The organism is Pseudomonas sp. SDO5215_S409, from assembly GCF_054071325.1.
This window is the reverse complement of the sequence record NZ_JBSVWN010000005.1, coordinates 88,945-101,829: the sequence shown is the minus strand read 5'-3', so window position 1 is coordinate 101,829 and position 12,885 is coordinate 88,945. Positions and strand designations below refer to the sequence as shown.

At 62.9% G+C, this 12,885-nt stretch carries 12 protein-coding genes; 2 read left to right on the top strand and 10 right to left on the bottom strand.

Features of this window, described 5'->3' with window-relative positions:
• Positions 1-14: 14 nt before the first annotated feature.
• Both ACW9H9_RS04295 and plsB read right to left on the bottom strand, forming a co-directional pair.
• Entirely contained in the window at positions 15-416 is a 402-nt protein-coding gene (locus tag ACW9H9_RS04295) for a YbaY family lipoprotein (RefSeq protein ID WP_457341794.1), read from the bottom strand.
• A 59-nt stretch (positions 417-475) separates the two neighbouring features.
• Entirely contained in the window at positions 476-2,971 is a 2,496-nt protein-coding gene (gene plsB / locus ACW9H9_RS04290) for a glycerol-3-phosphate 1-O-acyltransferase PlsB (protein ID WP_457341795.1), read from the bottom strand.
• Positions 2,972-3,151: 180 nt separating this feature from the next.
• Here plsB and ACW9H9_RS04285 point away from each other — a divergent pair, with 180 nt between their 5' ends.
• Positions 3,152-3,361: a cold-shock protein gene (locus tag ACW9H9_RS04285; RefSeq protein WP_043050897.1), complete on the top strand. Its 210-nt coding sequence runs from the start codon at positions 3,152-3,154 to the stop codon at positions 3,359-3,361.
• 73 nt (positions 3,362-3,434) lie between these two features.
• Here the strand turns inward: ACW9H9_RS04285 and ACW9H9_RS04280 are convergent, their stop codons facing one another.
• The 4 genes from ACW9H9_RS04280 to ACW9H9_RS04265 form a co-directional block, all read right to left on the bottom strand.
• A complete protein-coding gene (locus ACW9H9_RS04280; protein ID WP_457341796.1) occupies positions 3,435-3,812 on the bottom strand; it encodes a hypothetical protein in 378 nt (125 codons plus the stop codon).
• 36 nt (positions 3,813-3,848) lie between these two features.
• Positions 3,849-4,658 (bottom strand): putative RNA methyltransferase, encoded by an 810-nt coding sequence (locus ACW9H9_RS04275; protein WP_457341797.1) that lies wholly within the window; start codon positions 4,656-4,658, stop codon positions 3,849-3,851.
• Positions 4,658-5,809 carry a succinyl-diaminopimelate desuccinylase gene (dapE, locus tag ACW9H9_RS04270; RefSeq protein WP_457341798.1) on the bottom strand — a complete coding sequence of 384 codons (1,152 nt, stop codon included), beginning with the start codon at positions 5,807-5,809 and terminating at the stop codon, positions 4,658-4,660. Before dapE ends, ACW9H9_RS04275 begins: the two co-directional genes overlap by 1 nt.
• 166 nt (positions 5,810-5,975) lie before the next feature.
• Positions 5,976-8,555: a glycosyltransferase gene (locus ACW9H9_RS04265; protein ID WP_457341799.1), complete on the bottom strand. Its 2,580-nt coding sequence runs from the start codon at positions 8,553-8,555 to the stop codon at positions 5,976-5,978.
• 204 nt (positions 8,556-8,759) lie between these two features.
• Between ACW9H9_RS04265 and tcdA the strand changes: the two genes are divergently transcribed.
• On the top strand, positions 8,760-9,575 hold the full coding sequence (gene tcdA / locus ACW9H9_RS04260) for a tRNA cyclic N6-threonylcarbamoyladenosine(37) synthase TcdA (RefSeq protein WP_457341800.1): 816 nt from the start codon (positions 8,760-8,762) through the stop codon (positions 9,573-9,575).
• On the opposite strand, the gene ACW9H9_RS04255 is transcribed toward tcdA, so the two are convergent.
• The 4 genes from ACW9H9_RS04255 to ACW9H9_RS04240 all read right to left on the bottom strand — a co-directional run bounded on the left by ACW9H9_RS04255 (position 9,562) and on the right by ACW9H9_RS04240 (position 12,678).
• Positions 9,562-9,978, bottom strand: a complete 417-nt coding sequence (locus tag ACW9H9_RS04255) for a SufE family protein (protein WP_457341801.1) — start codon at positions 9,976-9,978, stop codon at positions 9,562-9,564. The two genes, tcdA and ACW9H9_RS04255, sit on opposite strands and share 14 nt — an antisense overlap.
• Positions 9,975-11,180 (bottom strand): aminotransferase class V-fold PLP-dependent enzyme, encoded by a 1,206-nt coding sequence (locus ACW9H9_RS04250; RefSeq protein WP_457341802.1) that lies wholly within the window; start codon positions 11,178-11,180, stop codon positions 9,975-9,977. The genes ACW9H9_RS04255 and ACW9H9_RS04250 overlap by 4 nt, the downstream gene beginning before the upstream one ends.
• 66 nt (positions 11,181-11,246) lie before the next feature.
• Positions 11,247-12,281 carry a 2,3,4,5-tetrahydropyridine-2,6-dicarboxylate N-succinyltransferase gene (dapD, locus tag ACW9H9_RS04245; RefSeq protein WP_457341803.1) on the bottom strand — a complete coding sequence of 345 codons (1,035 nt, stop codon included), beginning with the start codon at positions 12,279-12,281 and terminating at the stop codon, positions 11,247-11,249.
• Between the two features lie 34 nt (positions 12,282-12,315).
• Positions 12,316-12,678: an ArsC family reductase gene (locus ACW9H9_RS04240; protein WP_457341804.1), complete on the bottom strand. Its 363-nt coding sequence runs from the start codon at positions 12,676-12,678 to the stop codon at positions 12,316-12,318.
• Between the last annotated feature and the right edge of the window lie 207 nt (positions 12,679-12,885).

Here is a 12,885-nt window from a genome sequence, read left to right as displayed (position 1 = left end):
TTGGGTTCGATGGGTCAATGGGCAACGGCGTCGACGCGTACGCGCAGCGGTTGTGAGTCCTGGCCGTTCAACTGCACGTTGTGCCGTTCGGTGGTGATGAACAGTAGCTTGCCGTCCAGTTCGATGCGAGCGCTGACCGAGTAACTGTGGCCCGCTTTGATCTGGGCCGGGTCGTAGTTCAAGTGGAAGGGCAGCGGCACCTGGCCTTTGACCGGGCCTTTTTGCTCGGCCAGGGTCACGGACGGCGCGTCGGCCAGGGACACGTCCAACAGGCTCACGCTCAGGATGGCGGTGGGCGGCAGGGCGATGCGTTGCAAGTAGAACACTTCGCCGTCAAGGCGTGCCGTGGGCGCCGGGTGCAGGCTCTGGCAGGCGCCGAGCAGGGCGGTCAGGCCCAGCAGGATGAGTTTTTTCATGGTGCAGCTCCTTGTCATCGGCGCCGTAGACGGCCGGCGCCTGTGTAAATCTAGCGGGTTTATTGCGGGTCGGCGGGCGGGGCCGCGACGTCTTCAGCGCGATGCAGTGCCACCTGGCGGATCGACAGGCGAATGTCCGCTGGCAACACGCGTTTGGCCGCGCCTTCGGCCAGCTCACCGAGCAAGTCGTGGTAGCTCAGCTTGCCCGCGTCGTCGCGGCGCAGCACATCCTGCTCCAGAAGCGTCTCGATGAAATGTCGGAAAAGGCTCTTGTCGAAGAACTCCGGGGCATTCAAGCCATGCAGGATCGACAGGCGCTGGGCCATGACGGTGCACAGGTCTTCCAGTTCCTCGGCGCCGATGCTGTTCTGGCCGCTATTGAGCAACAGCGAAATGGCCATGTAAAACCGTTGCAGGGTCTGGGCGATACTTTTGGACAGCAGCGTCAGCAGCACAAAGTGGCGTGAGCTTGGGGCCGGGCGCAGGTACACGTCGTTTTCGAAGCGCAGCAGGCCTTGTTCGACGAGGGCCTGCAGCCATTGGTCGACCACCGCGTCCAGTTCGTCCAGGTTCCAGCGGATAAACAACTCCGATTGCAGGTACGGGTACAGGGCGCGGGTGTAGCGCAGGATCTGTTCGCGGCTCATCCGCGAGCTGCTCTGGAAGAAGCTTGCGAGCAGGGCCGGCAGGGCGAAGATGTGCAGCACGTTGTTGCGGTAGTACGTCATGAGGACGGCATGTTGCTCGTCCAGGTACAAAATCTTGCCCAGGGCGTCGCTCTGTTCCGACAGCAGGTTCATGTCTTTCACATGCTGGATCAGCGCCAGCCCATTGCCTTCGGGCAGGGTGGTGTGCGGCGAGTAGGGCACCTTGCGCAACAGCGCCAGGTAAAGGTCCAGCACACGCGCCATGGCCTGTTCGTCCAGCGCCAGGCGGGTGGTGGACAGCAGCGCCAGCGCCACCAGGTTGACCGGGTTGATGGCCGCCGCTTCGTTCAGATGCCGGGCGACGCGCTCGCTCAGGCGGTGCGTGGTTTCGTTGAGCCAGGCCGGTTTGTAGTTCGGGCCCAGTGCTTGGGTGCGCCAGTCGGGTTGTTCGTGGTCCAAAAATTCAGCCAGCTTGATGGGCTCACCGAAGTTGACCGCGACCTGGCCAAAGCGCTGCTTGAGCGCGCCGACCACTTTGAAAATGTCGAAAATCGACTCTTTCTTCTTGCTCGCCCCGCGCAGTTCGCCCAGGTACGTGCGGCCCTCCAGTACGCGCTCGTAGCCGATGTACACCGGCACGAACACGATGGGCATGCGCGAGGAGCGCAAAAAGCTGCGCAGGGTAATCGCCAGCATGCCGGTCTTGGGTTGCAGCATGCGCCCGGTGCGCGAGCGGCCGCCCTCCACGAAGTACTCCACCGGGAACCCCTTGGTAAACAAGGTGTGCAGGTATTCGTTGAACACGGCGGTGTACAGCGGGTTGCCCTTGAAGGTACGGCGCATGAAAAACGCGCCGCCGCGGCGCAGCAGGCTGCCGATCACGGGCATGTTCAGGTTGATCCCGGCGGCAATGTGCGGCGGGGTCAGGCCGTTTTTAAACAGCAGGTAGGACAGCAGCAGGTAGTCGATATGGCTGCGGTGGCAGGGCACGTAGATCACTTCGTAGCCCTGGGCGACCTTTTGCACACCTTCGATGTTGTTGACCTTGATCCCGTCGTAAATCTTGTTCCAGAACCAGCTCAGCACCACTTCCAGAAACCGGATGGCGGTGTAGGTGTAGTCCGAGGCGATCTCGTTGCCGTAGCGCAGGGCCAGGGCCTTGGCTTTTTGCGGGGCGATTTTTTCGCGCTCGGCTTCTTCGGCGATGGCCTGGCGCACCAGCGGCATGTTGACCAGGCCCTTGACCAGGTTGCGCCGGTGGGACAGGTCGGGGCCGATCACGGCGGTCTTCAGGTTACGAAAGTGCACACGCAGGATGCGCTGGGCCATGCGCACGGTGCGTTCGTGCCCTTTATTGTGCTCGATCAATTCACGCAGGTTGATGGGCGCGGAGAATTGCACCCGGGTCTTGCGCCCCAGGATCAGGATGCTCAACAAGCGGCGCAGGCGGCCGGTCACGGCCCAGCTGTCGGCAAACAGCAGCTTCCAGGGGCTGGACTCGCTCTCGGGCGACTGCCCCCAGAACACACTGACGGGAATGATTTGTGCATTCTCTTCGGCGTGCTCGCTCAAGGTGTCCACCAGGCGGGTCAAGGTGGGCGGCGCGCCGCGCTTGTCCTGGCGACCGAGCCAGTCGGGCTCGGGGGTGAGGTAGAAAAACGCCGCCGGCTCCATCAGCGGCCCGACCGATACAGGCAGCACCGGGCGCGGCAGGCCCGCCTTGGTGCACTCGGCATCGATCACGGCCAGTTCGGTGAGGGAGGGCGATTGCAGCACGTAGAACACCGGGCGGCTGCGGTCCAGGTTGAGGGTAAGGGACGACTGGTTGATCGTCTCCGAGCGAACCCAGAGGTACAACAGTCGACGCAAGGTGCCAAACACCAGACGGCGAAACGGGGAGCGGGTCATAGGCGTGCTGCTTCAAGTGGGAAAAAACCGAGCAGGTGCTCGGGCCGCTAGTGTGCCGTATTCACCGAAAATCGGCAAAAAGCGGCGAAGTAAACTTGAGTTGAACGATTTTGAGCCTGCCATATACTCGGCAGTTCAATGCGACTGACTCAATAATAAAAACCAAGTGGGAGCAAACAGATGGCAACGCGTGAAACCGGCAGTGTGAAGTGGTTCAACGACGCAAAAGGCTACGGCTTTATCCAGCGCGAAGACGGCAAGGACGTGTTTGTGCACTACCGCGCCATTCGGGGTGAAGGGCACCGTTCCCTGGCCGAGGGCCAGCAGGTGGAGTACGCCGTGGTGACCGGCGAGAAGGGCTTGCAGGCCGAGGATGTGGTGGGGCTGTAAGCTGACAGCGGCAAGTTTCAAGGGCCACGTGGATGAGCGCGTGGCGCTTATGGCTTGAAGCTTGCCGCCGCCCTCAGGCCGTTTTCCAGGTGATCTGCTCTTTGCCGTCGGCGCTGATACGAATCCAGGTGTCCGCGCTTTCTTCACCCTCTTCTTCTACCCAGCTTCCCGGCGCGCAGCGCACTTCGACGTTCAGCGCGGCAAAGGCTGCACGGGCGCAGGCGATGTCGTCTTGCCACGGAGTCTGGTCGCTTTCCAGGTACAGGCTGTTCCATTTGCCGACGGCTTTGGGCAACCAGGTGACGGGCACGTTGCCGGCCTTGCACTTCCAGGTCTGGCCTTTTTGCTGCCAGTCGCTGCACGGGCCCAGCGCTTGGGTCAGCCAGGCGGCGATGGCCTTGTGGTCGACGTCGGCGTCCTTGAGGTAAATCTCGATATCAGGTTGGCGCATGGCGATTCCGGTGGGGCCCAGAGGCCCGAAAAAGGGTTATTGAAGCACGAAATAATCGTAGCGCATCGACACCGTGACCCGCAGCGGCTCGGCCTGCTCGATCACCGCCGCGCGGCGTTCGGCACTGGCGCGCCAGCCGTGGGGCGTCATCGCCAGCAGGTTGGCGCGGTCCTGGGGGGCGGCCAGGCTGAGCTCGAATGTGAGCACTTCACTGTGGTCCAGGCTCATGCCGTCGGGCACCAGCGCCAGGTGTTTATCGTCGGTGTATTCGCGCACTTCGTCGTACAAAAGCTCGCGCAGCTCCATCAGGTGGCCGCGGGTGGGGCCGACTTTCATCAATCCACCGCCCGGGCTGAGCAGGCGCTTGGCTTCGTTCCAGTCCAACGGGCTGAACACGCTGGCCAGGAACTGGCAACTGGCATCGGCCAACGGCACGCGGGCCATGCTGGCGATCAACCAGGTCAATGCCGGGTTGCGCTTGCAGGCGCGCTTGACCGCCTCTTTGGAGATGTCCAGCGCGTAACCGTCTGCGTGGGGCAGGGCCTCGGCGATTTGCGCGGTGTAGTAACCCTCGCCGCAGCCGATGTCGACCCAGCGCTGCGGTGCGCGTTCGGCCGCCAGTTGCGCCAGGCGCGTGGCCACGGGCGCATAGTGGCCTGCGTTGAGAAAGTCGCGGCGGGCCTCGACCATCGCCTGGTTGTCGCCCGGGTCGCGACTGTTTTTGTGCTGCACCGGCAACAGGTTCAGGTAACCCTGGCGTGCCCGGTCGAACCGATGCCCGGCCGGGCAGGCCACGCCGTTGTCCACCGCGCTGAGCGGCGCACTGCAAAGAGGGCAGGCGAGCATCAGGCGAGCAACTTGATCAGGGTCTGGTAGTAGATTTCGGTGAGCACGTCGAGGTCGCTGGCCAGGATACGCTCGTTGACCTGGTGGATTGTCGCATTGACCGGGCCCAGCTCGACCACCTGGGTGCCCAGGGTGGCGATGAAACGCCCGTCGGAGGTGCCGCCGCTGGTGGATGCCTGGGTGTCACGCCCGGTGATGTGCTTGATGCTGGCCGACACCGCGTCCAGCAACGCGCCCGGCTCGGTGAGGAACGGCAGGCCCGACAGCGCCCACTCTACGTGCCAGTCCAGGCCGTGCTTGTCGAGAATCTGGTTGACCCGCTGCTGCAGGCCTTCCACGGTGGATTCGGTGGAAAAACGGAAGTTGAACACCGCCGTCAGGTCACCCGGGATCACGTTGGTCGCGCCGGTGCCGGAATTCACGTTGGAAATCTGGAAGCTGGTGGGTGGGAAAAAGGCGTTGCCGTCGTCCCAATGCTCGGCGGCCAGTTCGGCCAGCGCCGGGGCGGCCAGGTGAATCGGGTTCTTGGCCAGGTGCGGGTACGCCACGTGGCCCTGTACGCCACGCACGGTGAGGGTGGCGCCGAGGGAGCCACGACGGCCGTTCTTGACCACATCACCTACCAGGCTGGTGCTCGACGGCTCGCCGACGATGCACCAGTCCAACCGCTCCTTGCGCGCCGCCAAGCGCTCGATCACCGCCTTGGTGCCGTGGTGCGCCGGGCCTTCTTCGTCGCTGGTGATCAGAAACGCCACCGAACCCTTGTGGTCCGGGTAGTCGGTGACAAACCGTTCGGCCGCCACCACCATGGCTGCCAGGCTGCCTTTCATGTCGGCCGCGCCACGCCCGCACAGCATGCCGTGCTCATCGATCAACGCATCGAACGGGTCGTTTTGCCAAGCCTGCACCGGGCCGGTCGGCACCACGTCGGTGTGGCCGGCAAAGCACAGGACTGGGCCTTCATGCTTGCCATGGGTGGCCCAGAAGTTATCCACGTCTTCGATACGCATCGGCTCGAGCGCAAAGCCGGCATCACCCAGGCGTTGCATCATCTGCTTCTGGCAATCGGCGTCGAGGGGGGTGACCGACGGGCGACGGATCAGGTCGATGGCGAGTTGGAGGGTCGGCGAAAGGTCGGCATGGGCCGTCATGGGAAAACTCCGGGAAGCGTGTCGTGGGCGCAAAGCGAATGTGCAATACAAGATGTGCAGCGATAAACATCCCCTGGGGGATGAGGCTGGACCGGCCTTTGCAAACGGCCGTTATCTTATAGCAAAACGGCGACCAGAGGCCGCCGTTTAGTACATCGCGCAGGTTTTAAGCGTCAGGTTCCGGCGCAGGTTTTGGCAGGGACGACAGGAACGCCATGATCAACGCCGCCACATACGGCAGCGATTGCACCAGCAGCATCGCCACCCAGAAGCGCATGTCGTTGCTCGGCAGGCCCTGCACCAGGTAGATCCCCAGCGCGGCGCCCCACAGCAGCAACATGATGAACATTTCTTCGCGGGCTTCCGAGATCGCTACCCAGAAGCCGTGGTTATCGGCGTTTTTGGGGGTACGAAAGAACGGAATGCTGGTGGTGAAGAAACCGTACAGCACCGCCTTGGCGATGGTGTGCGACAACGCCAAGCCGGCCAGCGCCGCGCAGAACGCGTCCTTGAGGTTCACCCCCACCGCACGGCGGTACAGGAAGATGATCTTGCCCACCTTGAAGAAGAACAGCGCCAAAGGCGGGATCGCGAAGATCAGCAGCGGCGGGTCGACGCGGGTCGGCACGATGATCATCGCCGAGGACCACAACAGTGCGCCCACGGTAAAGAAGATGTTCATGCCGTCGGCCACCCACGGCAACCAGCCCGCGAGGAAGTGGTAACGCTGGCCCCGGGTCAGTTCGGTGTCTTTGCCGCGCAAGAGGCTTGCGGTGTGACGCTTGATGATCTGGATGGCGCCATAGGCCCAGCGGAAACGCTGCTTCTTGAAGTCGATGAACGTGTCGGGCATCAGGCCCTTGCCGTAGCTGTCGTGGTAATAGGCCGCTGACAGACCTTTCTCGAACACCCGTAGGCCCAGTTCTGCGTCTTCACAGATGCACCAGTCGGCCCAGCCCAGTTCTTCAAGCACCGAGCGACGGGTCATGGTCATGGTGCCGTGCTGGATGATCGCGTCACGGTCGTTGCGGGTGACCATGCCGATGTGGAAGAAACCCTTGTATTCGGCGTAGCAGAGCTTCTTGAACGCGCTTTCGTTCTGGTCGCGGTAGTCCTGCGGCGACTGCACCACGGCGATTTTCGGGTCGGCGAAGTGCGGCACCATGTGCTTGAGCCAGTTGGGCGACACGCAGTAGTCGGAGTCGATCACCGCGATCACTTCGGCATCCTTGGCGGTGTGCGGGATCAGGTAGTTCAGCGCACCACCCTTGAATCCGGCCAGGGGCGAGACGTGGAAAAATTTGAAGCGCTCGCCCAACGTCGCACAGTAGTCGCGCACCGGTTCCCACACAGCGGGGTCCTTGGTGTTGTTGTCGATGATCAGGACTTCGTAGTCCGGGTAATCGAGGGCGGCCAGGGCGTCGAGGGTCTGTTTGACCATCTCCGGCGGCTCGTTGTAGCAGGGCACGTGGATCGACACCTTCGGGCGGTAGTCCGAATGCCCCTCAACCGGCAGGAATTCGCGCCGACGCTTGTGAGTCCAGACCGCTTCGGCCAGTTCGTGGGCCTCGGTCAGCAGCACGATAAACACGCCGAGTGCACCCAGCGCCAACAAGAAGCCGACTGTGAGGCTGAACCACGTGCTGTATTGCTGGCTGTAGTCGTAGGCGATCCACACCAGCACCGACCCGCACAGGAAGGCGATAAACGTCAGGAAGGTACGGCCACGCTGGCGCAGGGCCGAGCCGTCGATCATCAGCAGGGTCAGCGAGAGCAGGGCCAGCACCACCGAGCCAATCGCCAGCACGCGCCATTGCGGGATCGCGACCACCGGGCCTTCAAAGTTGAATTTCTGTTGGCGCGCGGCGTTGAACACGCCCCAGTAAGCGCCCACCGAGCCTTCGTCACTGGCCTTCCAGGGTTGGTCGAAGGCTTCGATCACAAAATAGTTGTAGCCCTGGCGGTTGAGCTTGTTGACCAGCGTGCGCAGGTAAATCGCCTGGTCCGCCGGGGACGCGTCCGCACCGCCACGCATGCGGCCGTTGCTCGGCCAGCCGACTTCTGACAGCAGCAGCGGCTTTTTCGGGAAGGTCTTCTTCAGATCCCTGGCGCGGTCGAGTACGAATTGGCCCGCCTGGTCCACCGGAATATGTTCCCAGTACGGCAGGATGTGCGCGGCGATCAGGTCGACGTGCTTGGCCAGTTGCGGGTTGTGCTCCCAGATGTGCCATTGCTCGGACGTGGTCACCGGCACCTTGACGGCGGCGCGCACGCGGTCGAGCAGCACGATCAGGGCCTCGGGGGTGATCTCTTCGCGAAACAGCGCTTCGTTGCCCACCACCACGCGCACCACACTGCGCGAGCTGTTGGCCAGCTCGATGGCGCGCTGGATTTCGCGCTCGTTGCGCTCAAGGTCCGGGCTGATCCAGATACCCAGCGTCACCCGGAGGCCGAACTCTTCGGCCAGCTTGGGAATGTCCCCCAGCGTGCCGTCGACCGAGTAGGTACGGATGTTGTCGGTCAGCTTGCTCATGATCTCGAGATCACGGCGCATCTGATCGTCGGTGGGGTACTGGTCTTTTTGTGGGTACTGCCCCAGTTGGAAGGGCGAGTAGGAAAAGCCGGAGATCTGTTCAGGCCAGTTGGGAGCGGTGACCGGGCGGTTGATCAGCGCCCAGAAACCGGTGAACAGCGCGGCAATCGCCAGCACCACCACCAGGTTGAGTCCAAATTTACGCGATGACATGGCTATTTCGGGTTCCAAAGGGTGCGGAACGAAAAGAGGCGTCGGCCTGCGCCGAACGGCGCGCATCCTACACCGGCCATTCCCTGACCGTACAGCAAGGTAGGAAAAACCTCACATTCGGCAGCGAAAACGACGCTTAGTTCTTAACTTGTAGCTTAAAACTTGTCGCTGCATCGCCCATAATGCGCGCCGGTTTTTGAGGTGATGGTCATGAGTACAGAAGATCCACGGTTTGCCGGCGTCGCCCGCTTGTACGGCATTGAAGGGCTGGCGCGCCTGAAAGCGGCCCATGTGGCCATCGTTGGCGTGGGCGGTGTCGGCTCCTGGGCGGCGGAAGCGATGGCCCGTTGCGGCGTGGGCGAAATCTCGCTGTTCGACCTGGACGATGTGTGCGTGAGCAACGCCAACCGCCAGTTGCACGCGCTGGACAGCACCGTGGGCAAGCCCAAGGTCGAGGTGATGGCCGAGCGCCTGCGCGGGATCAACCCCGATTGCACGGTGCATGCGGTCAGCGACTTCGTGACCCGTGACACCATGGCCGAGTACATCACGCCCCACATTGACTGCGTGATCGACTGCATCGACGCCGTCAACGCCAAGGCCGCGCTGATTGCCTGGTGCAAGCGGCGCAAGATCCAGATCATCACCACCGGCGGGGCGGGCGGGCAGATCGACCCGACGCTGATTCAAGTGTGCGACTTGAACCGCACGTTCAATGACCCGCTGGCCTCGAAAGTGCGTTCGACCTTGCGCCGTGACTACGGGTTTTCCCGCACCGTGACCCGGCATTACAGCGTGCCGTGTGTGTTTTCCACCGAGCAACTGCGCTACCCCAAGCCCGACGGCAGCATTTGTTTGCAGAAGAGTTTTGTGGGCGATGGCGTGAAGCTGGACTGCGCCGGTGGGTTTGGCGCGGTGATGATGGTGACGGCGACCTTTGGCATGGTGGCCGCAACCAAGGCCGTGGACAAACTGGTGGCCGGCGTCCGCCGCCCGGCCGACCGGCTCAAGACGTCGTAGGCAGGCTCAGTTCCCGCATGCGTTGCAGCACCGCATTCAAGCCGTTGCTGCGCGACGGCGACAGCTGACGCGACAGGCCCAACTGGCTGAACCAGTCGGGCAGGTCGACCGCTTGCAACTCATGCGCCGACAGCCCGTTGACGCGCGCCAGCAGCAACGCCACCAGCCCGCGAATCAAGCGTGCCTCGCTGCTGGCGGCAAATTGCCAATGCCCGTCTTCAAGGCGCCCGGTCAACCACACCAGGCTTTCGCAGCCCTGTACCCGGTTGGCGTCGATTTTATCGGCGCCTGGCAGGGCGGGCAGGCGTTCGCCCCATTGCATCAGCAAGCGCGCGCGTTGCTCCCAACTGCCGACGGCCTTGAAGGTGTCCAGCGCGACCACTGCATCCTTGGGTAATGTCATCGCAACAGGTCCAGTGCCTGATCCAGCGCTTCAAAAAACCGCTCCAGATCATCGGAATCGTTGTACAGCGCCAAGGACACCCGGATCGCCCCTGACAGTTCCAGGTGCTTGAGCAACGGCATTGCGCAATGATGCCCGGCCCGCACGGCAATGCCTTGTTCGGTCAGCAAGTGGGCGAGGTCGGCGTTGTGCACGCCGTCCACCACAAAGCTGGCCAGTGCCACCTGCGGCGTGCCCAGCACCCGCACGCCGTTGCGCGCCTGTAGCCCGCGCAGCAGGTAGTCATGCAGGGCCGCTTCGTGGGCGATTACGGCCGGTTGGTCCAGGGAGCTGAGGTAGTCCAGGGTCGCGCCCAGGCCGATCACGCTGGCAATCGGCGGGGTGCCCGCTTCAAAACCCAGCGGCGCGGGGCGAAAGCTTGCGCTGTGGTAGTCAGCCTGTTGCACCATTTCGCCCCCGAACTGCCAGTGACGCAGGTGGTGCAGGGCTCTTGTGCGGCCATACAGCACGCCGACGCCGTCGGGCCCGTAGAGTTTGTGGCTGGAAAATACATAAAAATCGCAGCCCAGGGCCTGCACGTCATGGCGGCCATGGACGATCCCCTGCGCGCCATCGACCACGGTCAGGGCGTTGTGCGCCTGGGCCAGCGCCAACAGTTGCGGCAGTGGCTGCCAGGCGCCCAGCACGTTGGACAGCTGGCTCACCGCAAGCAAGCGGGTGCGCGGGCCGATCAATTGGGCGGCGGTGTGCAGGTCGATCACACCGTCCTCGTCCAGCGGCAAGACCACCAGGGTCAGCGCGCGGCGTTTGGCCAGTTGTTGCCACGGCAACAGGTTGGCGTGGTGTTCCAGGGCGCTGATAACGATCTCATCGCCCGGGTTGAATAAGTGCTCCAGCCCATAGGCCAGAAGGTTCAGCGCGCTGGTCGCGCCGTGGGTGAAGATGATGTGCCCGTGGTCACCGGCGTTGAGCCACTGCGCGACTTTGCTGCGGCTGTCTTCAAACGCCTGAGTGGCGTGGGCGCCGGGCAAATGCTGGGCGCGGTGCACGTTGGCAGCGCCACTGGCGTAGTAATGGCTGATGGCATCCAGCAGCGCCTGGGGCTTTTGGGTTGTGGCGGCGTTGTCCAGGTAGGTCTGGTCTTGCCGTTGCAGGGTGGCGATGGCCGGGAAGTCGGCGCGCCAGGGGGAGGGCACAAGCATGGTGATCAAGGCTCGTATAAACAGGCCCCCAAGGTTGGGGGCCCGCTAGTGGCATCGAGTCGCTGCTTAGTTGTGAGCGTGCAGCGCTGCGTTCAGTTCGATCGCCGATTTGTGGGTTTTGCACTCCACGGCACCGGTTTCGGAGTTACGGCGGAACAGCAGGTCCGGCTGGCCGGCCAGCTCACGGGCCTTGACCACTTTGACCAACTGGTTCTGCTCGTCGAGCAATGCCACTTTGGTGCCGGCGGTCACGTACAGGCCCGACTCCACGGTGTTGCGGTCGCCCAGCGGGATACCGATACCGGCGTTCGCGCCGATCAGGCAGCCTTCGCCCACTTTGATCACGATGTTGCCGCCGCCCGACAGGGTGCCCATGGTGGAGCAACCGCCGCCCAGGTCCGAGCCCTTGCCCACGAACACGCCCGCCGACACGCGGCCTTCGATCATGCCCGGGCCTTCGGTGCCCGCGTTGAAGTTGACGAAACCTTCGTGCATCACGGTGGTGCCTTCGCCCACGTAGGCGCCCAGGCGCAGGCGCGCGGCATCAGCGATACGCACGCCGGCCGGCACCACGTAGTCGGTCATTTTCGGGAACTTGTCCACCGAGAACACTTCCAGCAGCTCGCCGCGCAGGCGCGCTTCCAGCTGACGCTCGGCCAACTCGCCGATGTCGATGGCGCCCTGGCTGGTCCAGGCCACGTTCGGCAACTGCGGGAACACACCGGCCAGGCTCAGGCCGTGCGGCTTGACCAGGCGGTGGGACAGCAGGTGCAGCTTGAGGTAGGCCTCGGGGGTAGAGGTCAGCGCGGCGTCGTCGGCCAAAAGCGTGGCCACCAACGGCTTATGGCTTTCGGCCAGGCGGGTCAGCAGCGCGGCTTGCGTGGCATCCACACCTTTAAGGGCTTCAGCCAGTTGGGAGGCCTGGGCCACGGTAAAGGTGATGGCCTGGTTGCCTTCGGTGTAACCCAGGATCGGGGCGATGGCGGCGATGATCTCGGCCGACGGCTTGAGCAGGGGCTGCGCGTAGAACACTTCCAGCCAGGCACCTTGACGGTTCTGGGTGCCGACGCCGAAGCCCAGGCTGAACAGGGAATGGGACATGTTGATACCTCTACAAAAATGGAAGTGGGCTGGCCTACTTGAGGGCCGCCCCATAGCTATCTGGCTTGAAGCCAATCAGGGTTTTGTCACCGAGATCGAGCACCGGGCGCTTGATCATCGAGGGTTGTGCGAGCATCAATTCAATGGCTTTCGCTTGGTCGAGATCGGCTTTTTGTTCGTCTTCGAGCTTGCGAAAGGTGGTGCCTGCACGGTTCAAAACCACCTGCCAACCGTGCTCGTTGCACCATTGGGTCAAGTGTTCGCGGTCGATACCGACCGTTTTGTAGTCGTAAAACGCATAGTTCACGGCGTGTTCATCCAGCCAGGTGCGCGCCTTTTTCATGGTGTCGCAGGCTTTGATGCCAAAAATTGTTAACGTGTTGATTTTATTGGGCATATTTTATTCCCCACCCCTTTCCCAATAGTGCTGCGAAAGTCAGCCCCGGATTATGCCACGTCAATTCACTCGGCGCCCCGACTGTCTCTTTACAAATCGGTCCGGGCGGCCGGGCGGTGTACGCCTGCCTTGAGCATGATGCACCCGGCGTCATGACAAACGTGCCCCTCGCCTTTTACGCCGGTCAATGAACTGGAACTTTAGTCT